We start from the raw sequence: 22444 nt of genomic DNA, 5'->3' as shown, positions 1-22444 counted from the left end.
ATTTTTTTAAAGCTGCTTGACGGTATAGTACACTGCCAGCGCGAATACCACACCGGCCAGAATCCACATGGCATAGTAGGAAATCATGGAGCTGATCAAAACGGTGACCACGCCCGCAGCGGAGAGACCACAAGCCACATAGATGGGCAGTGCATCGGTCTCCGGGGAAAGGAACTGCACCTTGCCCAGCTTGCCGCCGGAGCGGTCCGCTTTGCGGGCCAGCAGCACCACGGCAGCCAGCGCCACCAGATATACCACAGCGCCCAGCTTGACATAACCGCCAAGATAAATATTGGAGATCTCCCGGCGGCAGCCCCACAGCATCAAAAGAGAAACGCCCAGAATGGTGAGGGCCAGCGCGCATTCCCGGTCATACAGGGACCAGAGGATCCCCAGCAGGATGGCCACGGGAACGGCCACGTAAAGGAGCGTTAAAATGGAGAGGTTGAGGCGGACGGCGGCGCTGACGGCCCCCACAAAGGCGCCCAGCGCCAGAACGGCCCAGCCGATCTCCCGCTTTCGAGAATCCTGCTTCCACAAAAGACTCAGCCCGGCGCCCATCGCAAAAACAGCGAGACCCACCCAGGCAAAGATTTTCAGATACCCGTCCCACGCCACCACCTGTGTGAGCGTGCCGTTGATATAGAAGCGGCGGATAATCAGCAGATACAGCTCTGCCACGCAGCCGGCCAGGAAAAACCGCATAGCGCCATTCATGGGCTCGTCCTTTTGAACAGGCTTCGGTTTGTTATTTGGATTTTTTGCCATATATCATGACCTCCAAGGAGTTTTCTTTTCATTTGCCAAAGTGCGGAGCTGAAATACAGCCGCTGACATACCTTGATAGTATAGCAGACTTCCTTAATGTTTGCAAGGGCAACCTCCGGGGCTTTTGATCTTTTTCTGCCGGAAACGGGATTCCGGGTTGAGATAAAAATGACAGCGTGTTATACTACTCTATTATGATATCACATGTGGCGAGGTAAAAAATGAGACGTTTTACAGGATGTTTTCTGGCGGCGCTTTTGCTGTTGGGGCTGACGGCCTGCGGCGCCAAGGAGCCGGAGAGCCTTCAGGTGATCGCGATGGACACTTCCATGACCTTTACCGCCTACGACGGAGAGGGGGAGGAGGCGGTCTCGGCTGCGGGACAGGAGGTCCGGCGCTTGGAGAGACTGCTTTCCAAAACCGATAAGGAGAGCATGGTGTCCCGCCTGAATACAGCCGGTGGGGAGCGCGTTGCGGTGGGCGAGGAGGTTTGCAGCCTTTTAAAGGCGGCGGAAACCTATTCCCGGGCAACGGACGACACCTTTGACATTACACTCTCACCCGTGTCCTCCGCCTGGGGATTCACCACCGACAGCTTTCGGGTGCCGGAGCGGGCGGAGCTGGACGCGCTTTTAAAGAACGTGGGAATGGGGCACGTGTCCATTCAGGGGGACACGGCATCGCTGGACGCGGGAACCCAAATTGACCTTGGGGCCATCGCCAAGGGATACGCCTCCGACTGCGTGGCGGAGATTTTTCGGGAAAACGGCGTTGCAAACGGATGGGCCGCGCTGGGCGGCAATGTGGTGGCGCTGGGAAGCCGCCCGGACGGCAGCCCGTGGCGCGTCGGCATTCAAGACCCGCAAAAGGCGGACGACCCCAACGCCTTTGCCGGGATGCTGCAGCTCAAGGACGCCTATGCCGTGACGTCCGGCAGCTATCAGCGCTTTTTTGAGGAAAACGGCAAGCGCTATCACCACATTCTCGACCCCGCCACCGGCGCTCCCGCGGAGAGCGGGCTGCTCTCCGTCACTGTGGTGGCGGACGACACGGCGGGAAACGGAACCATGTGCGACGCGCTTTCCACCGCTCTTTTCGTGATGGGAGAGGAACGTGCGCTGAACTTTTGGCGCAGCGGCGCTTATGATTTTCAGCTGGTGCTGGTCACGCAGGATGGTCGGGTGGTGATTACCGACGGCCTCGCGGACACCTTTACGTCGGAGGGAGACGGATATGTCTGTGAAACCGTCTCCTAAGCTGCGGCCCAGCGGCTATGATGCGCTGGTGGCTCTGGCAGTTGTGGCGCTGGCGGCGGCATTGGGCTTTTGGATGTGGCGCGGCGGCACGCAGCAGGGATTGACCGCCGTGATCCTTGTGGACGGGGAGCGCGTGGAACAGGTGGCGCTGCGGGAACTGGACCATCCGGAGGAGCGGACGCTGACGGCTGGCGGCTACACGCTGCATCTGCGGCTCTTTCCGGACGGAGCGGAGATGGAAAGCGCCGATTGTCCCACGCAGGACTGCGTGCACACAGGCAGAATCACCCGCAGCGGACAGAGCATCGTGTGCCTGCCGGGGCGGGTCATCGTCCGTCTGGAGGGCGCCGCAGTCAATGACGGCGGGCCTGACATCGTGATCGGATAGGAGGGACGCCTTGAAGCTGACAACAAAGCAGCTGACTCTTTGCGCGGTGCTGACTGCCATGGCGCTGGCGCTGAGTTATCTGGAGAATTTTTTCCCGCTGTCTCTGGCCATTCCGATTCCGGGCATTAAGCTGGGGCTGGCCAATGTGGTGACGCTGTTTGCCCTCTACGCGCTGGGCCCGGCACAGGCGCTGCTGATTTTGCTTGCGCGGTGCTTTTTGGGGGCGGTCTTTGCCGGAAATATGAGTGCGCTGATTTTTTCCCTGCTGGGCGGGGTGAGCGCCATGGCGGTGATGATCCTGCTTTCCCGGTTGGGGGGACTGTCCGTTTACGGTGTATCTGTGGGCGGCGCGGCGGCCCACAGCTGCGGACAGGTGGCTGCGGCGGTTTTGACCCTTGGAAATACCGCGCCCGTTTTTTATCTGCCGGTTTTACTGCTTGTGTCCCTTTTTACCGGGGCGCTGACCGGACTGATTGCAGTATGCCTCTTTCGGGCATTAGATCACACCGATTTGATGAAAGCGTGATGGAATGGAGAGCAAACACAGCAAAAAGGACGAGATCATCCTGCAACAGATGGAGGTGATCCGCTCCATGACGGAACACAATCTCAAATGCATGGGGACGGATTTTTGGGGCCGTCCCACCCCTGCGGAAAAGCTGTCCCGGCAGGGCGGCGCTGCAGGGGAAGCGGGGGAGAGCGGGAAGCAAAGTCCGGTTTCCGCCAAAAGCGGGGGAGAGAGCGGGAAGCAAGGTCCGGCCTGCGTGAAAAGCGACGGAGAGAGCGAGGAGGCGGCCCAGACGCCGCCGCCTGAAAAAATGGAGGATTTACAGGCGGAGCTGGACGGGTATATCGGACTGCACGCCGTGAAGCGCGAGGTCCGGAATCTCATCAACATGGCAAGCGTGCACCAGATGCGCAAGGAAAACGGCCTGCCCGTGACAGACCTTTCTCTGCACATGGTGTTTTCCGGAAATCCCGGCACCGGAAAAACCACGGTGGCCCGCCTGATGGGGCGCATCTACCACGCGCTTGGAATTTTATCCAAGGGGCAGCTGGTGGAGGTGGACCGCAGTGCGCTGGTGGCAGGCTACGTGGGGCAGACCGCCATCAAGACCGGAAAGGTACTGGAAAAGGCGCTGGGCGGCGTGCTTTTCATTGACGAGCCCTACGCGCTCAACGGCCGTTCAGAAAACGACTTTGGGCAGGAGGCCATCGACACGATCCTCAAGTCCATGGAGGATCACCGGGATGATCTGGTGGTCATTGCGGCGGGCTATGACGGACTGATGGAGGCGTTCATCCACTCCAATCCGGGGCTGGAGTCCCGGTTCAACCGCTTTTTGCACTTCGACGATTATACGCCGGAGGAGATGCTGGAAATTTTCTGGACGCAATGCAAGAAGGGCTGCTACACCATGGAGGAAGCGGCATCGGAGCGGGTAGCGGCATTGCTTCGGGAGAGTAATACCGATGGGATCTCCTTTGGCAACGCCCGGGGCGTGCGGAACCTGTTTGAGAAAATTTTGGTCCAACAGGCAAACCGCCTGGCAAAACTGGAGCGGGTGACCCGGGAGGACCTGATGCGAATTACCGCCGCCGATGTGGAAGCTGCCAAAAATGCGGGGGAGTCTGCAGAACCAAGCGAGGGCAAAGAGCAGCCGGATTCGGGCATCCAATAAGAAAAAGAGAGTGGAGAGAGAATATGAAGCAGTTGGCGTCTTTTTTGTATTCCATTTTGGGTGGAATTTGCATTGCAATCGGCGGTGTGGCATTTTTGTCCTGCGAGAGCAAGGTCGTGGGCGCGATCTTCTTTTGTGTGGGGTTATTTACGATCTGTACGTTTGGATTTCATCTCTTTACGGGGAAAGTGGGATACGTTTTTGAACAGCCCTTCTCGTATACCGGGTTTGTTCTGTCGATCTGGCTTGGAAATCTGCTGGGGACCGGCATCGTGGGGTATGCGGTCCGCGCCACCCGCATTTCCGGCATTGCGGAGAAGGCAACCGCGCTTTGCCAGACAAAATTGGACGACACGGTGCTCTCCATTTTTATTCTTTCCGTATTCTGCAATATTTTGATGTTTGTGGCAGTGGATGGCTTCAAAACGAATCCCCACCCCATCGGAAAGTACATCGGTGTTTTTCTGGGCGTGATCGTATTTATTCTGTGCGGTTTTGAGCATTGCGTTGCCAACATGTTTTATTTTTCCGTTGCCAATCTATGGAGCGGGAAAGCGTTTGCCTATTTGCTGGTGATGAGCATTGGAAATGCCTGCGGCGGCGTCATCATTCCCCTTTGCCGCCGACTGCGCCAGAGCGTCGAAGCCTGAAAAAAGGTCCTCCGCCCACTTGGGGCGGAGGACCTTTTTTGCCGGGGCATGCCGCGAAAATTTACTTGGAGAGCGTTTGAACGCAGGGCGTTACTGGACATCATAGAGACTATCCAGCACCAGCCAGATTTGGGAAAAGGGACGCATGAGATTCCAGAACCCCGCGCCCTGCAAGCCATACTCCGAGAGAAGGTTCAGCTTGGTGACCACACTGCGGGCATCCTCGAACCAGACTTCGTGAACGACGCCGCCGGCGTCGGTATAGTGAAAGAACGGGGCCGCGGCGGTTTCGTCGTATTGAATGGCGACCTGATACGCAATCGCCAATTCGATGGCCCGCTGATTGGAGATGGATTGGGCACGCGTGGAGCCTTGCACAAAGGGGAGCGGCCAATCGTACCCGTAATTCGGCACACCCAGAAAAATTTTTTCCGACGGGATTTCCGTGACGGCGTAATCCAGCACTTCCCGGACGCTGGGCAGCGGAGCGATGGCCATGGGGGGACCGGCTGCATACCCCCATTCATAAGTCATCAGCAAAACGCCGTCCGTCACGGCGCCGATGGCGGCATAATCGTGGCCCTCATACAAAAGGCCTGACTGCGCGGCGGAGGTCTTTGGCACCAGCGCTGCCCAGAGAAACGCGCCCTGCGAGTGCAGAAGCCTTTGGAGACGGCCGAGAAAAGATGCAAAGTCGTCTGCCAGGTCCGCAGGGAGGTATTCAAAATCCACATCCAGTCCGATGTATCCCCGCATCCGGATGGTTTGGAGCACCTGAGCGATCAGCCGGTCCTGCACGGCCAGGTCCGTCAGAAGCAGGGTTGCCCGCTCAATGCTGAACTGCCCGCTTTCCGTGAGCGTGGAAAGATGCATGACCGGCCGGGTGCCATGCTGTCGCGCCGCGCGCAGCAGCGCGTCGTCCCTGAGCGGGAGCAACTCGCCTTGGGCGGTGAGTCCGAAGGAAAATGGCGCCAGAAAGGACATGTAGGGCAGCTGGGCACTGAGCAGCTGCGGCTCCACATAAGGGTAGGCATATCCGTTGGTGGTGGCAACTCCCCGCTTTTCATCCAGATAGGAGATGACCAGCACCTGTCCCGGATACACAAGCTCGCCGCCGGAGAGCGGCCAGTTGTTTCGCCAGAGGGCACGGACACTGACGCCGTATGCCTCCGCAATGGAGCTGAGCGATTCTCCGGCGCGGACAGCGTGTACCACCCGGGGAAAGCGGATCACCAGCGTTTGACCGACCGCCAGAGAGCCGTCCGCCGGAACGGCGTTGTCAGCGGCCAAGCGGGTGGGATCTACGCCGTAATAGGCCGCTATGGAACCGGTGGATTCACCGGATTGAACCACGTGGATCATCATGTTGGACATCACCTCTTACCGAGAACGTATGCGCGGGAAAGGACAAATATGAAGCCGGGTGGACAAACAAAATATGCTTGTCTTTTCGGGAAACATGAGATACCATAATAGCTGCCATTCAAAACGTTCATTTGGCCTGAAGGAGTGCTTTTATGAATATTCGGAAATATGAAGCCTATGTGCGCGCCGTGGAGCTGGGGAGCCTTTCCAAGGCGGCGGAGGAACTGGGATATACGCAGTCCGGCATCAGTCACATGATGCAGTCTCTGGAGGAAGAGGTGGGCTTTCCCCTGATGGTGCGTACCTCTGCGGGAATCGTGCCCAACAGCGAGGGTGAACAGCTGCTGCCAACCATCCGCCAGCTGCTCAACACCAGCGAATCGCTGGAACAGCACATTGCCAAAATCAAGGGCGCGGACACCGGACGCATCCGCATTGCCGCCTATTTGAGCGTGGCGACCCGCTGGCTGCCCAAAATCATTCGGGATTTCCAGAAGGATTACCCCAACGTGGAGATCCAAATTACGGAAATGGGCTCCGGCGCCATCGAGGAGATCATGGAAAACCATCAGGCGGAGCTGTGCATCTACGCCGGAGGAGAGGGCAAGGACTTTGAGTGGATTCCCCTGCGGAGAGACCGGATGCTGGCGCTGCTGCCCCCGGAACACCCGCTTACCCGCAGAGAGGCCGTGCCGCTGAAGGCGCTGCTGAACGAGGAATTTATCATGCCCATGCCGGATTACGACGGGGAAGTGCGCTTCGTTTTGGACAAGCTGGACCACTGGCCCCACATCCTGTTTTCCGCTTGCAGCGACTATGTGATTATCAACATGGTGGCGCAGGGGCTGGGAATTTCTATTTTACCGGAGTTGCAGCTGGAAAACTTCCCCAGCGACGCCGTGGCGCTGCCCATGGACCCGCCCCAGTATCGAATGCTGGGGATGGGTGTGCCGTCCGTCAAGACCGCCTCGCCGGTGACACGGAATTTTATGCGTTATGTGGAGGCGTATGTAAAAAATCTGGAAGAGACGGCAGAGAAATGACCCCCTGCAAGCGGTTCTGAATGGGACACCGGGGGAATAGGCTGACAGCGACCTCTACGAATGAAAACACCGGGCAGGAGGACGGCTTTGCCGAAATTCCTGCCCGTATCTTTTTGAAGGGGGCGCGGGGATGGAGGGACTGGGAATGGTCATCCTCATCACGGCTGCCGCGGGGATCGGCGGTACGGGACTGGGAGGAACGGCGGCGTGTCTGCTGCACCGGGATTCCAGCCGGGTGGTCAGCTTGCTGCTGAGCTTTGCCGCCGGCGTGATGACAGCGGTGGTCTGCTTTGATTTGCTGGCGGATGCGGTGACGGCGGGGCTTTTGCGGGTGGTGGCGGGGGTTTTGATGGGCTACGGCGGGACCGAGCTGCTGAATTTTTTTATCAGCAGGGAAAACCGCCGGGAGGAGAGCAGCCTGTTTTTGGCGGGGCTTGTGATGGCGGCTGCCATCGCCGTGCACAATATGCCCGAGGGCATGGTGATCGGCGCTTCCTTCGTGGATGCGGAGGGCGGGCTGCGCTCCGGAATGATGATGGCGGCGGTCATTGGATTGCACAACATTCCGGAGGGCATGGCGGTGGCGGTGCCGCTGGTGGCGGGCGGAATGCACCCGGCAAGAGCCGCGGCTATCAGCGCACTGACAGGGGCGCCCACCGTACTGGGCGCGGCGCTTGGATACCTTTTGGGCAACATGGGTTCCGGTGTGCTGGCACTGTCGCTGAGCTTTGCGTCCGGGGCGATGCTCTACGTCGTATTCGGGGAACTGCTTCCGGAGGCGGAGCGGATGTGGACTTCCCGGATGCCTGCCCTTTCGGCGGTGGTGGGTATGATGGTGGGCATGATCATCGTATATGCATAGAAAAACACCCGACAAAGCATTTGCTTTGCCGGGTGTTTCTCTGACTGCCGCAAAGGAAGAATTGCAGCAATCAAAGAGAGGAAAGAGAGAGAAAGCTTACTTACGAACGGGCAGACGGGCGGCGCGCTTCTTGCCGTACCAGACGATGCCAATGACGTAGGCAGCGGCGGTGAGAGCGCCCACGGCATACGCAATGCCCCACGGCAGATTGAAGCCGATATGCGCGTTCATGATGTAAGTGATCGTCACAAAGGCGTACCACGCGCCCGGAATCAGAGGCATCCAGACAAATTTGGATTTGCCGCTTTCATACATCCAGACGGAGATCGCCAGGAAAGCGAACAGAGAGAGCGTTTGGTTGGACCAGGCAAAGTAACGCCACAGAATATTGAAGCCGGCGGAGTTGGTCTTTGCAAACACCAGAATGGCGGCCACCAGTGCGAAAATGACGGTGGAGAGCGTCAGGCGCTTTGCGTTGGTGCTCTGGTCAATATGGAAGGATTCCGCAATGGTCAGGCGCAGGCCGCGCAGCGCGGTATCGCCGGAGGTGATGGGAAGAACGATGATACCCAGCAGGGCGATGATACCGCCCACGTTGCCCAGAATGTCGCGGCAGACGATGCCGACGGTACCGGTGGCCATGGAGGGATTTGCCTGCTGCAGACCAAGGTTATAGACGCCCATGGCGGCAGCGGCCCAGATCATCGCGATGAAGCCTTCCAGAACCATCATGTTATAGAAGGTCTTGCGGCCTTCCCGCTCACTCTTCATGGTGCGGGAAATGATGGCGGTCTGGGTGGAATGGAAGCCGGAGAGAATGCCACAGGCCACGGTGATAAAGAAGATGGGCACAAAGTGCTGGACCGTGAAATAATCACCGTAGCTGAAGGGGACCTGGGTGGCACCGTCGGCGGCCATGGTGAAGGCGGCCAGGGCGGGAGACTGCCAATTGTCCCACAGGTTCAAAAGAGGATATCCCTTGATGAACAGCCCGCCAAAGACGCCCAAGGCGGAGAAGAGAAGAATGGCGCCGAAAACGGGATAGATCCGGCCGATGATGGCATCGATGGGGAACACGGTGGCAATCAGATAGTAGGCAAAAATGACACCGTAAATAATCCAGGTGGAGGGCGCGTTGGCCGCACCGGAGAAGCCGAACACCTGTGTGGCGGCAATGTCGCCCGGCGTATAGATGAACACGGCGCCCACCAACAGCAGCAGGACGCTGACAAATACGCGGTACACATTGTAAACGCCCTTATTGCTGTATCGACGAATCATTTCAGGCATTTGGGTGCCGCCGTCGCGCAGGCAAATCATTCCGGAAAAATAGTCATGCATTGCCCCGCCGATCACGTTGCCGAGGGGGATGGTGATGAAAGCGATAGGCCCGAACAAAATGCCCTGAATGGGCCCGAAGATGGGGCCGGTTCCCGCGATATTCAAAAGGTTGATCAACTGGTTTTTCCAGCTTTTCATGGGAACGTAATCCACGCCATCCTGCTTGGAGTAGGCCGGGGTTTCCCGGTCATCGGGACCAAAGACTTTCTCACAGAGTTTTCCATAGAGAGCGGCACCGCCGAAAAGAATCACAAGACCGATGATAAAAGTTGCCATGCTACACACACTCCTTACTCCCGTTCCATTCGTGCTTCGGAAGGCCTTGAGACCCAAATTCCGAAGTCACAAGGTACAATATCACTGTAACAGATTTCCAGCGAAATAGATGCTAAGGAAAGTCGAAAGAACATACAAATTTTGAAATACTATATGGTTGTTACGTTAAAAAACCGTTAATAAATTGAACGGCGCTGCACCACGGAAGAAGGGTGGCAAATACTTTTTTCGCTTGTTTCTAATTAGTCACATTTTTGCAACCGCTTTTCGGTATAATAAAGTAAAAAAGTTTCCATCCAGTCACACAGACGGGAGGGGTATCCATGCAGTGGCTTTTGCAGGACGTTTCACTGGGAAAAAACATCCAGCGGATTCGCACAGAAAAAAATATGACGCAGGCACAGGTGGCGGAAAAATTGCAGCTGATGGGGAGTCTGATGTCCCGCAGCACGCTGGCGAATATCGAATCCGGACGGCGAAATATCAAGGTCAGCGACCTCAAGGCGCTGCGCTCTGTGCTGGGCGTAGAATACGACGCCTTTTTTCGGGATTGAGTTGATGTCTATTATTTTAATAAGGAAGTGACCTCTTATGAAAACCGGATTGGTTTTGGAGGGCGGCGCTTTGCGGACGATTTTTTCCGCCGGTGTGTGCGATGCCTTTCTGGATGCGGGAATCCCTCTGCCGGATTACACAGTGGGCGTCTCCGCCGGGATCGCCTACGGCGTCAGCTACCTTTCTCAGCAGAGCCGACGGAATCTGAAACTGCTCACGACGTTTGCCAATGACCGCCGCTACATGGGATGGAAAAACCTGATCAATCCCAAAAACCGAAGCTATTTTGGATTGAAATTTTCCTATGAGACGATTCCAAATGATCTGCTGCCCTTTGACTATGATACCTTTGAAGCGTATCCGGGAACGGTGGAGGCGGTGGTCACCAATTTGGACACCGGAAAGGCGGACTATCTGCCGGTTCCCCGGCGGGATGCGCACAACCAGCTGCTGCAGGCTACCTGCGCCATCCCCATGATGTTCCCGGTGTTTCACATTGACGGAAACCCTTATCTGGACGGCGGCTGCGCCGATCCCATTCCATGGCGCCGCGCGCTGGAGGCAGGGTGCGACCATCTGGTGGTGATTTTGACACGGGAGCGGACATACCGAAAAGAGGCGGATCGCCGCTTGGGAATGCTGGACCGCTCTTTCCGTAAATATCCCAAGTTCCTTGAGACGATGCACCACCGCGCCGACGCTTACAACGAAAGCCGAGAGGCGCTTTTTGCCCTGGAGGCGGAGGGGAAAGCGCTGGTGATTGCCCCGGAGGACACCCTGGGCTGCACCCGCACGGAGCGGGATATGGAAGTCCTGCGGGCTTTGTGGCAGTCAGGCTATTTTGCGGGCCGCCGCGCTGCGGAGGAGGTTCGGACCCTCTGGAGCGAAGGTCCGGTACTCTGATACGAAGGCACTCTTCGAAAAGAAGAGTGCCTTTTGCACATTTTCACAAAATTTTTCCGGGTTGCCCCTGTCTTTGCTTTTGCTTTTACTCATTTTTTACAAAAATCGACGATTGCTCTTTCCTCCTGCGCACTTTGCATATATAATGGACGTGCTGCATAAACATATCTGATTCATCCTGTCCTTGCGGCAACCTGCAAATCTCCGAAATATGGGAATCGATAAAGGAGCATCGGCATGGACATTTTTTCTGTCTTTACCCTCTGCGGCGGTCTGGCTTTTTTTCTCTACGGCATGACAACCATGTCCAAAAGTCTGGAAAAAATGGCGGGCGGCAAACTGGAGCGCTTGCTCAAACGCATGACGTCAAATCCGTTTAAGAGTCTGCTGCTGGGAGCCGGCATCACCATCGCGATTCAATCGTCCTCCGCCATGACGGTGATGCTGGTGGGTCTGGTCAACTCCGGCGTGATGGAACTGGGGCAGACCATCGGCGTTATCATGGGGTCCAACATCGGAACCACCCTGACGGCGTGGATTTTATCCCTGACGGGCATCCAGAGTGAAAACCTGTTTGTCAACCTGCTCAAGCCGGAGAATTTTTCGCCCCTGATCGCACTGGCGGGCATTATCCTTATCATGGGCTCCAAAAAACAAAAGCGCCGGGACATTGGCCGCATCATGGTGGGTTTTTCTATTTTGATGTACGGGATGGAACTGATGAAAATGGCGGTCAGTCCGCTGGCGGATATGCCGGGATTTTCCAACCTACTGACGGTCTTTAACAATCCCCTTCTGGGCGTGCTGGTGGGCGCTGTGTTTACCGGCGTGATCCAGTCCTCCGCAGCCTCTGTGGGCATTTTGCAGGCACTGGCGCTCACCGGTTCCATTACCTACGGCATGGCAATTCCCATCATCATGGGCCAAAACATCGGAACCTGCGTGACGGCTCTGCTCAGCTCCATCGGCGTCAACCGCAATGCAAAGCGGGTGGCCGTGATTCACGTCTCCTTTAACGTGATCGGCACGGTGGTTTGCCTGATCCTGTTTTACGGCGGCAATGTCCTCTTTAACTTTGGGTTTATGGATATGACCGTCGGCGCCGTGGGAATCGCTTTTTGTCACACTGTTTTCAACGTGTTGACCACCGTTCTTCTGATGCCGTTCTCCCGCCAGCTGGAAAAGCTGGCGCGGAGGATGATCAAGAACGCGGACAAGAGCGAACAGTTTGCGTTTTTGGATCCCCTGCTGATGCGCACGCCCGGCGTTGCCATCAACGAGTGCGTGGCCATGGCCAACCGCATGGGGAAAATGGCCCACGAGACGCTGCTGCTGTCAACCGAACAGCTTGCTGATTACAGCGAGATCCGTGAGGCCAAAATTCATGAAAATGAGGACAAGCTGGATATCTATGAGGACCGGCTGGGAGCCTATCTGGTGGAGATCTCCCAGCACGGCGTATCCATGAACGATATCCAGACGGTTTCACGGCTGCTGCACGCGATTGGGGACTTTGAACGCATCGGTGACCACGCTCTCAATTTGCAGGAATCCGCCCAGGAACTGCATGAGAAGGGACTGCGGTTTTCCCAGTCTGCCGAGTCGGAGCTTCTGGTGCTGCTGGAGGCACTGGGGGACATTTTGAACAGAGCCTTCCAATGCTTTGCAAATGACGACGCGGAGGCGGCCCGCACGGTGGAACCCCTGGAGGAGACCATCGACCAGCTGATTGAGGAAATCCGGATGCGGCACATCCGCCGGCTTCAGACCGGAGAGTGCACCATTCAGCTGGGCTTTGTACTCAATGACCTTCTGACAAACTTTGAGCGGGTTTCCGATCACTGCTCCAATATCGCCGTTTGCGTGATCGAGGAACGGGACGGGCACCTGAACCGGCACGCGTATCTTCACGATGTGAAGGTGGCCGGCGACTTTACCGCCGATTTGAAGCTGGACATGAAAAAATACCGTCTCCCCAACGCCTAAGCCTTTTGAACAGGCCTGGCGCAAGAGCATTCTGACAAAAAGCGTCCTGATCCGGACATCCGGATCAGGACGCTTTTTTGCGCGTTTCACAGCAATCAATCGCCCTCTGCAAGGCGATACCCGACGCCGACTTCCGTAAAGAGATATTTCGGCTCGGCAGGGTTTTGCTCGATCTTGCGACGGATATTGGCCATATTGACCCGCAAAATCTGATTGTTTCCACCGGCCCGAGGGCCCCAAAGCTCCTTAATAATGGAGTCATAGGTCAAAACCTTTCCAGCGTATTTCCCGAGAAGCGCCACGATCCGGAATTCGCTGAGCGTCAGATGAACGTTTTCACCGCAAACCAGGACCTGATGCTTATTATAGTCGATGGTCAGGTCCCCGACGCTGTATGTGCCCTTTTGCGCAATCTCACTGTTGTCGGAGATGGTTCTTGTATGGCGGATAGCGGTCCGTACCCGGGCCAACAGCTCATCTGTGCCAAAAGGCTTTGTCAGATAATCGTCAGCCCCCAGGTCCAGCGCCATCACTTTATCTTTTTCATGAGAGCGGGCGGAGACCACCACCACCGGCAGGCTCGACCAGCTGCGCAGCTGGCGAAGAATCTCCAAACCGTCGATATCCGGCAGCCCCAGATCCAAAATAATGAGGTCTGGGCAATGTGAGGAAATCATGGACTGTGCTTCCCCTCCGGAACGGGCCAGAATCGCCTCGTAGCCATTGGTATTTAAAACAGTTGAAATAAAGTGCGCAATGCTCTTCTCATCCTCGACGATCAGAATTTTTTCGCGAATGTTCATATGGACTCCTCCTCGCTCATCAAAGGAAGCCGGAAAGTGAACTCCGCGCCGACTTCCCAATTGGTTGCTTCCATGGCGCCGCCGTGGGCCCGCACCACTGCCAGACACACCGAGAGCCCCAGCCCCATGCTCCGCTTTCCGTCACAGTCGGCGTTCTCGCTGCGCCGCAGCGTGCCATCAAACAGGGTGGGCAGGTCTTTTTCCGGAATGCCGCAGCCATTGTCCCGGACGGTAAACAGAGCATCCGTGCCCTGCACTTGAGCGCTCATATCAATATGAGTGGCCTTGCCGTGAAAAACAGCATTTTCCAAAAGGTTCGAGAGAACCTGCTCAATTAAGATGGGGTCCATGGGCACCAGCAGAAATTCATCCGGCGCGGTAACGGAAACGGTCACATTCGGAAAGCGCTTGCGAAATTTTCGGGCCGTTTCGGCAAGAACTTCCTCCGCCGCCTCGGAATCCTTGGCGATCTTCCCGGGGTCTTCTCCAATTCGGGTAATCGAGAGGAGATTCTCTACCACCCGAATGAGCCACTGGGCCTCATCACGGGCATCCTCCAGCAATTCCCGCTGCTCACTGAGCGAGAGCCCCGGATTTTCCAGCATGGCGGAGGTGGAGCCCACAATGGACGTCAGCGGGGTGCGAATATCGTGGGAGACGGAACGCAGCAGATTCGCCCGCATTTTCTCTTTTTCATTCTCACTGCGCAGCCGCTCTTGCTGCCGGGCCTGCGTGGTCAGTGTACAGGTGATGATCGAGACCATCAAAAAGGTCAGGAAGGTCAACGGATAGCCGGAAATGGTGAAGTTGACCCGCCAGTATGGAAAGGTGAAAATAAAGTTGACGCAAGCGACCCCGGAGACCGCCGCGATGAGACCGAACAGGTAACCGGTGGTCAGCCGGGAGATCAACAGTACCGCCAGAACAAACACCGGAGACGCAAACCCGTCGCTGCTGTCCGCCAACTGCAGCAGGATACAAAGCTCTGCGGCGCAGAGCAGAATAACGAGCGTAATCAAAAGATCCTGCCAGGAAAAGGGAAACAGTTTGGCCAGGCGCGAGGTTTCTTTTTTCACATGCAAGAGCAAATCCCCCTTCATAAAGTCACAGATAAAATTTCACAACCTGATTATACCATACTTGCCGTTAAATTTCTGCTAAAAAACTTCACAATCTCTTAGCGGAACCACGGGCACATAGACCGTCCAAACGGAGGCGTTAAGAAAAATGAACGAAAAAAGAAAGTGAGTTGATGGGATTTTAGCAAAAGTCAAGCTGTGATTGGCAGCGGCCAAACGGAGAAGCCTGCTATAATAAAACCATCCAAAGAACCCCAGAAAAAGGAGAGTGCAGAAAGACTATGGAAGCAAAATTGAACGAGTACCTGCGTGAGGGAGAGCATATTCGGTGGCAAAGCAAACCGGAGAATTTTCAGTTATTGGAAAGTAGCAGCAAGACACAGATCTTGCGCAAATGGGTGTTGACACTGGCTATTTGCGGCGGATTGATTATTTCGTACCTGTCCGCACACGAGCGTTCCAACAGTTTGGGATTTGTCAGCCTGATGACGTTCTGCGCAGCTGTTATGCTCATTTCTCCGATGATGGAAAAAAGAGGCCTCATGAAAAGCAGATATTGGATTACGGACCGTCGGGTCATTCAGATGACGAAAGACAAGGTATTCTACTATATGAACCTTTCTGATGTCGACAAGTACGAGATCGTGAAGGGTCTGACAGATAACGATTGTCTGGTAGTGGGCAGCCCGGTGTTTGCGGATGTGGAAAAGCATATCCGCTGGCGGGCAAGCCACCCCAAGGAGGATCCCGAGGCACTGAAGGACAGAGACCACGTGGACGGGATGATCCTTTACAATATCGGCAACGCCGCCGCAGGCGCTGCACTGCTGAAGGAACTTGGCCGTACAAAGGCCGCCTGAAAAGAAGATACAACCAAGAACGCCGTGGGCTGAACGCCCACGGCGTTCTTGCTCTGTCGATAAACCCTGAAATTTTGGAAAACGGGAAGAAAGTTACGAAGGAAACCCGGAAGGGGCGTCTCAAGGTACATTGCCGCGAGAGGGCAAGAGAGGGTGGACTGGACAATTCGTTTTAAATCTTAAGTTTTTGCGTTTTTTGAAGTTCAAAAAATCTTGCGCAGCTTGGCGAAAAACCTTTTCCGACAAGCTGCAAACGCCGTGGGCTGATCGCCCACGGTATTTTTTTAAAAAAATTTGGTGGAAAGGTGCACGCAAACGTGCAACTTTTCCGGGCAGGGAGTCTATAAGTGTCAGGCGGTTTTGAGAGGAAGTGAATCGTGAACAGACAGAGAAACGACGGCGCCTTTTGCCGGGCCTACCTGCGCACGATGGACCCGGAGCGGGCGGCGGCGGAGATTAGATGCCGGGACGGATTTGCAATGCTGGGGACAGAAACAATTCAAACGAGGCTGGAAAAAATGCGGGAGGACACCGCAGGCCAGATTCGGCGGGAGGATGCGGTGCGCCGGCTGGCGCAGCTGGCTTTCGGTCGGGCCAATGACGCGGTGAAGCTGGCGCTTCACACCGGAGAAGCAAACGTGGAAGAGCTGGACCTCTCCGCCGTTGCGGAGTTTCGCGTGACGGACAAGGGCGGCGTGGAGGTGAAACTGGTGGACCGGGTGCGGGCGCTGGAGGCGTTATGCGCCCTGCTGGAAAATGGCGGAGATCACAACAATGCGGCGGAGCTATACCGGGCGCTGACGGAAGGCTCCGGCGAAGAAGGAGGATGGGACAACGGGTAAGTGCATGTGCTTTTCTCCGAAACAACGACAGGTACTGAGGTGGTGGCTCAACAAGGACTGGGAGACAATTATCTGCGACGGAGCGATCCGCTGCGGAAAAACGTTTTCCATGGGGGTGTCCTTTTTCCTTTGGGCACAAAATCAATTTGACGGCTGTCAATTTGGACTATGCGGCAAGACCATTTCCTCCCTGCGCAGAAATCTTTTGACGGAGCTGCTTGCATACCTGCGGGGGATCGGAATGACGGTGCGGGAAAAGCGGTCGGAAAATCTTTTGATCGTACAGTTTGGGGGGCACGAAAACCGATTTTTGCTCTTTGGCGGAAAGGACGAGTCCAGCGCCGCCCTGATTCAGGGGAGCACCCTCGCGGGCGTTTTGCTGGATGAGGCGGCTTTGATGCCCAGAAGCTTTGTGGAGCAGGCGTGCGCCAGATGCAGTGTGCCGGGAAGCAGGCTTTGGCTCAACTGCAATCCAGAGGGGCCGCAGCACTGGCTTTACCGGGAGTGGATTTTGAAGGCGCGGGAGCGACGGACGCTATACCTCCACTTTACCATGGAGGACAATCCCGCGCTGTCACGGCAAATCAAGGCCCGGTACCGAAACGCATACACCGGCGTATTTTACCGCCGGTTCGTTTTGGGCGAGTGGACGGCGGCGCAGGGACTGGTATACGACTTTTTTGACCGCGCCCGGGATGCGCCGGAGCCGCCGGAGGGACCTTTTGAGGAATGGCGGATTTCGGTGGACTACGGAACGGCAAACCCCGCGTCCTTTGGCCTTTGGGGAAAACAGGGGACGACGTGGTACCGGACGGAGGAGTACTACTACGATTCCAGAAAGGCGGGCAGGCAAAAGACCGACGCCGAATACGCCGACGATCTGCAAGTGCTGGCGGGGGGACGCTCCATCCGGAAGGTGATCGTGGACCCGTCCGCGGCCAGCTTCATTGAAGTGCTGCGCCGGGCGGGATTTGAGGTGGTTCGGGCCAACAACGATGTTGCGGATGGAATCCGCGTCACGGCAGACCTGCTGCGCCAGCGGCGGCTGGTCCTCTGCCAAAATTGCGAGGACTGCTTGCGGGAGATGGAGCTTTACTGCTGGGAGGAGCGGGGCGACCGGGATGCGCCGCGGAAGGAACACGACCACGCCATGGACGAGATGCGTTATTTTGCCATGGATGTGGCGGGGGAGAGCGGCGGCGGATTTGCGGCGACCTGGGTGGAAAGACGGACATGAGGAAAGAGAGGCGGTTAAAAGAGATGAAATGGCTGAAGCGGCGGGAAGCGATGGCGGCTGCGCCTGCACAGCTGCGGGACGGAGAGCAGCAACAGTGGTGGCGGTTCGGGTGGCGGACACCGGGGCGCTGGCGGACTATCAGGCGGCATTTGAAGTGCTGGGACGGCAGGACGCGCAGATTTTGATTTGCGACAGCGCAGAGGAGACGGTGCAGCAGGCGCTGCGCACCGCCGTGGAGACGGCGTCCTCCGGCCGCAAGGAGCGCATTGCGGTCGTTGGCGGCGACGGAGACACTGTTGCTCAGCTGGTGGAACGGGCGACGGCGTTGAACAGCGAACGAGTGGTTTTGGTGGGGCCGGACGCGGTGGACAGCGACGGCGAAACCCTGCCCGCTATCTTTGCCGCCGGGGCGCTGGCGGGCGTGATCGCCGCCGGGGCGGACCCCGCCGTGCCCCTCAACGGCGCGGAGGTGAAGGGCCTGAGCGGCCTTGCCGTCGAGTATGGCGACAACGACATCGACCTTCTGGTGCGCGGCGGCGTGACGCCGCTGGAAAGCGTGGGCGGCGTGATCTCCCCCGTGCGGGGCATCACTACCAAAACCACCACCGGCGGCGCGGCGGACACCACATGGCGGGAGCTGACCACCATTTTGATCGTGGACAACATCATTCCTGCCGTGCGCGCAGCGCTGCGAAGCAAATTCTCCAGAACCAAGAACACGGTCCGGAATCGGGGCGCCATCCGCTCTCAGGTCATTGTGGAGCTGGAGAAAAAGGTGGCGGCGGAAATCATCGACAGCTACGGCGAGGTATCGGTGAGCGCTTCCGCCGACGATCCCACCGTATGCTTAGTGGAATTCAGCTTTGCGGTGGCTCACGGACTCAACCAGATCTATCTGACGGTCCACATTACGGTGTAAGGGAGAGAAAACATGGAAGTGAAGGGATTTCCCACCAGCTCCGACATTTATCTGGAGCTGGACGGCAAAAAGGTGGCGGTGGTGCAAAGCTACACCGCAAAGGCGAGCAAAGCCTCCCAGAGCGTGGAGGCCTTTGGCGAGAGCGAGCCGGTGGGCACCATCGAGGGACAGCGAAAGTACACGCTGGAGCTGACCCGTCTCTATGCCACCGACGATGCGGTATCCGACGGCATCAATTTTTACGACTTGAAGAACTTTTCTTTGGTGATCTGCAAGCCGGACCGCAAGATCATTTACAGCGGCTGCGAGTGGAGCACGATCCACGAAGAGGGCCAGCTCAACGCCATGGTGGCGGAAAAAATTACGGTGGTCGCCGCCAAGCGGATTGAGACCACGGCATGAGAGAGATCGACGAGCTGCGCCCGTTGACTGCCGGACGGCTTTTGACCATTTGGCGGGAGAGCCGAAAGGCGACGGAGGACCCACTGGAGCGGACGCTGCTCTGCAACGCCAGAGTGCTGGCGGAGTGCTGCTTTTTCGAGGGAGAGGCGGTTTTTGAAAACGAGGCGGCGGTCCTCACAACGCTGACGGGAAGGCAGATGGAATATCTGCTGGAGCGTCTTGCGGGAGACCATTCGCCCGCCGCGCCGCTGTGGAATCCCGCCTTTGACGAAGCGCGCTTCGACGCCCTGCGGGGGGGATAAACGTGGACTACATCCAACAAGAGCTGCTGCATCAGCAGGCGGCGCTGGCGAGGCTGCTGCTGGGGAAACCAGAAAAAGAGAGGGAGGCGGACCGGCAAACGGCCGCCTCCCACAGGAAAAACACCGTGCAGTCGGCGGAGACGGAACTACTGCGCCTTCCGGAGACGAGCGGAGACCGGGAGAGCGGACAGGCGCTGGAGCGGCTGTCCAAACAGATGGCGACCGTCTGGGCGGCGCGGTATGCGGACTTGGGCGATGCGGAATGGACGGAGCGCGCAGCGGGGATGGTTGAGAACCTCTCTGCGGCGCAGCGGTCCTTCCTGCGGGAGTGGCTGCAAGGCGGCGGGGGAGCGGAGACGGTTTTTGGCGGCGGGACCGACGGCGTAAAGCAGTCGGCCCGGCGGAGTGCCGCGCTGCAAGACGGAAGCGTTTCTGCCGAAAGGGGCAGGGTGGCGACGCCGTTTGCACCGGACTTAGCGGTGGAGCGCAGCGTGACGGAGCTGACGATGCTATCCCCCGCGCAGGAGCGTGCGCCCGAGGCGCTCTCCCGGCTGTTCCAGCGGGACGCGCGCCGGTATGACGGCGGATTTACCCTATACTGAAAGGGGGAGAGGCGGCGTGCACTTGACGCCGATGCGATTTAAAGATTACACCTGGCCGCACAATCCGGAGGTTTACACAGTGGAGTACCGACGCCGCATGGCGGCGCACCCGGTGCCCTTCGGACGGTGCGTTTTACAGGATTTGGGCAGCACCTACCGCGTGCTGCAGGGCGAGGGAACCTTTATGGGAAAGAACGCCTATCGGGAATTCCAAAAGCTGGCGGCGGTTTTCTGCCAGAGCGGCTCGGGGGTGCTGGTGCATCCGGTATGGCCTGCGGAGCAGGCCTACTTTGTGGCGCTGCAGGTCACGGAAAAACCGCTGCCGGATTACGTGCATTACAGCTTTACGTTTTGGGAGGACTGCGGTGCGCCGGGCGGTCTTACGGAAACGGACGATGGGGTGGGCGCGACTTCCGGTCAGGGCCAAAGCGCTGCCGGAGGCAGCCAGCACGCGGCAACGGTGTATATCGTGCGGAAGGGAGATACCCTGTGGGGGATCGGAAAGCGGTACGGCGTGACGCTCACCCAGCTCATCGCCGCCAACCCGGGCATTAAAAATCCCAATCTGATCTATCCCGGCGACAGGGTGACGATTCCATGACGGGAAGAATTTTTACCAGCGACCACCACGTATACGATTTTCCTGCGCCCCTTGCGTGGAACGTGGTCCACACGGGAACGGTGCCCTGCGACAGCTTCTCCATGACGTTTTTGTACGAGCCGGATATGGCGCCGGTACTGAAGCTGGCGGCGGGCTTTGCCGCGATTGAGGGCGGAAAAACCGTGCTGCGGGGAATCGTGGACGAGTACACGGTGGAGCTGGGAACAGATGGGCTGACGGCAAACATCGTGGGCAGAGGTTACGCGGCAAGGCTGCTGGATAACGAGTCGAGGCCCCTTACCTATCAAAGCGCCACACTGGCGGAGATCGTGCGTTCCCATGTGACGCCCTACGGCATCACCTGCGGGGAAATGGCGAATCTGCGGGCAAGCTCCGTCTACACGGTGGCGTCCGGGTCCAGCCAATGGAAGGCGCTGGAGGGCTTTTGCCGGACCTACGGCGGCTTTACGCCCCGGTTCAGTCCCGACGGAAAACTGCTGGCGACGCCGGAGAAGGTAGGGAAGCGCCTGACGGTCAAGGACGGGGACATGGTGCTCTCCTGCACGCTGCGGGAGGATCACTACGGCGTTTTGACAGAGGTACTGGTGATCGACAAGACACGCAACGTCTCTTACAGTGTGAAAAATCAGGACATGCTGGAAAAGGGCGGGCAATGCCGCAGGGTGATCTACACCCCGGGGCAGAGCACCTGGGACGCCATGCGCTACACCGGCGAGTACCAGATCAAGCAGTCCCGGCAGGAGGAGAAAACGGTGACGCTCTGCCTGCCCGGCAGCGTTTTGGCCGCTCCGGGAGACCGCCTGACACTGGACCTTGCGCACATGGGACTTTCGGGCGAGTTTCGGGTGGCGGAGGCGGAAAATATATTTTCCGCGGAACAGGGCGCCACGGTGAAGCTGACAGCAAAGGAGGCGTAGACGATGTGGCTTTCCAGTAAAATGCGGACGGCGCCGCCCACGGCGGACACGGATTTGGGCGTGACGACCATCAGCGGAGACAGCGTGGGCGTTGTGACCCGGGGCGAGGTGAGAGCACTGCCGGTATACGGACCCGGCGGGTACATCTGGATGCCGGAAAACGGAACGACCGTACTGGTCATCAAGGGCGGACCCGGCGGAGAGGAACAGTGCGTGGCGGGGATGCGGCAGGAGACGATTCCGGTGGGAATGCTGCCAGGAGAGGTCTATCTGCACGGGCCCAACGACACAAGCGTCTACCTGCGGCAAAATGGCGCGGTGGAGCTGAGAGGGGACGTGGAGATTTCCGGAAGCCTCATGGTGAACGGAGTGCCCTATCAGCCCTGCACCTGCGGCGGAGAGGAGACACCGTAAAAAATGGAACTGGAACTGAGAGATGGGGATTACGTGCCCGACGGCGTGGGCGGACTGCGGCGACTGGGCGGTCGGGAGGAGCTTTTGCAGCGGGTGCTGTTTCGCCTGCGGGCGAGAAGGAGAGCGTTTCCGTTTCAAGAGAACCTTGGAAGCCGCCTTTGGCGTTTGGGGCAACTGCCCCCTTCCCAGCGGCAAAGCGCCGCAGCACAGTATGTGGCGGAGGCCTTGGCGGAAGAAGCGGACCTTACGACGCAGACTGTGGAGCTGCGCGTTGCATCGGACGGAACGGCCGTCATCACAGCACAGCTGGCTTATGGCGGAGAGATTTTGAACGTTACGCTGGATCTCCGCGTATGAAAGGAGCACAGAG

Annotated in this window: 26 protein-coding genes; 21 read left to right on the top strand and 5 right to left on the bottom strand. The window is 57.7% G+C overall.

The annotated features are described in order from the left end of the window. Positions 1–6: 6 nt before the first annotated feature. A complete protein-coding gene (locus PHI30_RS04035) occupies positions 7–768 on the bottom strand; it encodes a hypothetical protein (protein ID WP_300024226.1) in 762 nt (253 codons plus the stop codon). 221 nt (positions 769–989) lie between these two features. Here PHI30_RS04035 and PHI30_RS04030 point away from each other — a divergent pair, with 221 nt between their 5' ends. From PHI30_RS04030 to PHI30_RS04010, 5 genes are read left to right on the top strand one after another with little or no spacing between them, the layout of a single operon-like run. Beyond that, positions 990–2024, top strand: coding sequence for an FAD:protein FMN transferase (locus PHI30_RS04030; RefSeq protein ID WP_300024225.1), 1035 nt, complete (start codon positions 990–992; stop codon positions 2022–2024). Beyond that, complete coding sequence (locus PHI30_RS04025; RefSeq protein ID WP_300024223.1) at positions 2002–2412, top strand: NusG domain II-containing protein; 411 nt, start codon at positions 2002–2004, stop codon at positions 2410–2412. The genes PHI30_RS04030 and PHI30_RS04025 overlap by 23 nt, the downstream gene beginning before the upstream one ends. 10 nt (positions 2413–2422) lie before the next feature. Next, the gene (locus tag PHI30_RS04020; protein WP_300024222.1) at positions 2423–2938 is read left to right on the top strand and encodes a Gx transporter family protein; all 516 of its coding nucleotides are present in this window, start codon (positions 2423–2425) and stop codon (positions 2936–2938) included. A 4-nt stretch (positions 2939–2942) separates the two neighbouring features. Then, a complete protein-coding gene (locus PHI30_RS04015) occupies positions 2943–4094 on the top strand; it encodes an AAA family ATPase (protein ID WP_300024220.1) in 1152 nt (383 codons plus the stop codon). Positions 4095–4117: 23 nt separating this feature from the next. Then, positions 4118–4744 (top strand): formate/nitrite transporter family protein, encoded by a 627-nt coding sequence (locus tag PHI30_RS04010; protein WP_300024217.1) that lies wholly within the window; start codon positions 4118–4120, stop codon positions 4742–4744. A gap of 90 nt (positions 4745–4834) precedes the next feature. Here the strand turns inward: PHI30_RS04010 and PHI30_RS04005 are convergent, their stop codons facing one another. Continuing rightward, positions 4835–6109 (bottom strand): LysM peptidoglycan-binding domain-containing protein, encoded by a 1275-nt coding sequence (locus tag PHI30_RS04005; RefSeq protein ID WP_300024215.1) that lies wholly within the window; start codon positions 6107–6109, stop codon positions 4835–4837. A gap of 152 nt (positions 6110–6261) precedes the next feature. Here PHI30_RS04005 and PHI30_RS04000 point away from each other — a divergent pair, with 152 nt between their 5' ends. Next, positions 6262–7152 (top strand): LysR family transcriptional regulator, encoded by an 891-nt coding sequence (locus tag PHI30_RS04000; protein ID WP_300024212.1) that lies wholly within the window; start codon positions 6262–6264, stop codon positions 7150–7152. Positions 7153–7282: 130 nt separating this feature from the next. Beyond that, entirely contained in the window at positions 7283–8014 is a 732-nt protein-coding gene (locus PHI30_RS03995) for a ZIP family metal transporter (protein ID WP_300024209.1), read from the top strand. A 96-nt stretch (positions 8015–8110) separates the two neighbouring features. Here the strand turns inward: PHI30_RS03995 and PHI30_RS03990 are convergent, their stop codons facing one another. Further along, positions 8111–9631, bottom strand: a complete 1521-nt coding sequence (locus PHI30_RS03990; RefSeq protein WP_300024207.1) for a carbon starvation CstA family protein — start codon at positions 9629–9631, stop codon at positions 8111–8113. Positions 9632–9954: 323 nt separating this feature from the next. On the opposite strand from PHI30_RS03990, the gene PHI30_RS03985 reads away from it, so the two are divergent. From PHI30_RS03985 to PHI30_RS03975, 3 genes are all read left to right on the top strand, one after another. Further along, positions 9955–10185: a helix-turn-helix transcriptional regulator gene (locus PHI30_RS03985; protein WP_300024204.1), complete on the top strand. Its 231-nt coding sequence runs from the start codon at positions 9955–9957 to the stop codon at positions 10183–10185. A 37-nt stretch (positions 10186–10222) separates the two neighbouring features. Then, positions 10223–11089 (top strand): patatin family protein, encoded by an 867-nt coding sequence (locus PHI30_RS03980; RefSeq protein ID WP_300024201.1) that lies wholly within the window; start codon positions 10223–10225, stop codon positions 11087–11089. Between the two features lie 237 nt (positions 11090–11326). Further along, entirely contained in the window at positions 11327–13075 is a 1749-nt protein-coding gene (locus PHI30_RS03975) for a Na/Pi cotransporter family protein (protein ID WP_300024199.1), read from the top strand. Between the two features lie 95 nt (positions 13076–13170). Here the strand turns inward: PHI30_RS03975 and PHI30_RS03970 are convergent, their stop codons facing one another. After that, complete coding sequence (locus tag PHI30_RS03970; RefSeq protein WP_300024196.1) at positions 13171–13878, bottom strand: response regulator transcription factor; 708 nt, start codon at positions 13876–13878, stop codon at positions 13171–13173. Beyond that, positions 13875–14897, bottom strand: coding sequence for a DUF4118 domain-containing protein (locus PHI30_RS03965; protein WP_300024193.1), 1023 nt, complete (start codon positions 14895–14897; stop codon positions 13875–13877). The genes PHI30_RS03970 and PHI30_RS03965 overlap by 4 nt, the downstream gene beginning before the upstream one ends. Before the next feature lie 341 nt (positions 14898–15238). On the opposite strand from PHI30_RS03965, the gene PHI30_RS03960 reads away from it, so the two are divergent. The 11 genes from PHI30_RS03960 to PHI30_RS03910 all read left to right on the top strand — a co-directional run bounded on the left by PHI30_RS03960 (position 15239) and on the right by PHI30_RS03910 (position 22431). Next, positions 15239–15817: a hypothetical protein gene (locus tag PHI30_RS03960; protein WP_300024191.1), complete on the top strand. Its 579-nt coding sequence runs from the start codon at positions 15239–15241 to the stop codon at positions 15815–15817. 377 nt (positions 15818–16194) lie between these two features. Then, entirely contained in the window at positions 16195–16659 is a 465-nt protein-coding gene (locus PHI30_RS03955) for a hypothetical protein (RefSeq protein WP_300024189.1), read from the top strand. Positions 16660–16663: 4 nt separating this feature from the next. Beyond that, positions 16664–17896, top strand: coding sequence for a PBSX family phage terminase large subunit (locus PHI30_RS03950; RefSeq protein ID WP_300024187.1), 1233 nt, complete (start codon positions 16664–16666; stop codon positions 17894–17896). A 28-nt stretch (positions 17897–17924) separates the two neighbouring features. Continuing rightward, positions 17925–18815, top strand: a complete 891-nt coding sequence (locus PHI30_RS03945; protein ID WP_300024185.1) for a phage tail sheath subtilisin-like domain-containing protein — start codon at positions 17925–17927, stop codon at positions 18813–18815. A gap of 12 nt (positions 18816–18827) precedes the next feature. Continuing rightward, positions 18828–19217 carry a hypothetical protein gene (locus PHI30_RS03940; protein ID WP_300024184.1) on the top strand — a complete coding sequence of 130 codons (390 nt, stop codon included), beginning with the start codon at positions 18828–18830 and terminating at the stop codon, positions 19215–19217. Continuing rightward, positions 19214–19519: a hypothetical protein gene (locus PHI30_RS03935; protein WP_300024183.1), complete on the top strand. Its 306-nt coding sequence runs from the start codon at positions 19214–19216 to the stop codon at positions 19517–19519. The genes PHI30_RS03940 and PHI30_RS03935 overlap by 4 nt, the downstream gene beginning before the upstream one ends. A gap of 2 nt (positions 19520–19521) precedes the next feature. Next, positions 19522–20121 carry a hypothetical protein gene (locus PHI30_RS03930; protein WP_300024181.1) on the top strand — a complete coding sequence of 200 codons (600 nt, stop codon included), beginning with the start codon at positions 19522–19524 and terminating at the stop codon, positions 20119–20121. A 79-nt stretch (positions 20122–20200) separates the two neighbouring features. Then, entirely contained in the window at positions 20201–20722 is a 522-nt protein-coding gene (locus tag PHI30_RS03925) for a LysM peptidoglycan-binding domain-containing protein (RefSeq protein WP_300024179.1), read from the top strand. Continuing rightward, positions 20719–21660 carry a hypothetical protein gene (locus PHI30_RS03920; protein WP_300024177.1) on the top strand — a complete coding sequence of 314 codons (942 nt, stop codon included), beginning with the start codon at positions 20719–20721 and terminating at the stop codon, positions 21658–21660. Before PHI30_RS03925 ends, PHI30_RS03920 begins: the two co-directional genes overlap by 4 nt. Positions 21661–21663: 3 nt before the next feature. After that, positions 21664–22074 carry a hypothetical protein gene (locus PHI30_RS03915; protein WP_300024175.1) on the top strand — a complete coding sequence of 137 codons (411 nt, stop codon included), beginning with the start codon at positions 21664–21666 and terminating at the stop codon, positions 22072–22074. 3 nt (positions 22075–22077) lie between these two features. Next, entirely contained in the window at positions 22078–22431 is a 354-nt protein-coding gene (locus PHI30_RS03910; RefSeq protein ID WP_300024173.1) for a hypothetical protein, read from the top strand. The last annotated feature ends 13 nt before the right edge of the window (positions 22432–22444 follow it).

This window comes from Oscillibacter sp. (assembly GCF_028693505.1).
Lineage (GTDB): Bacteria > Bacillota > Clostridia > Oscillospirales > Oscillospiraceae > Oscillibacter.
Note: the sequence above shows the minus strand (reverse complement) of the source record. Positions and strands in the feature narration are given on the sequence as shown.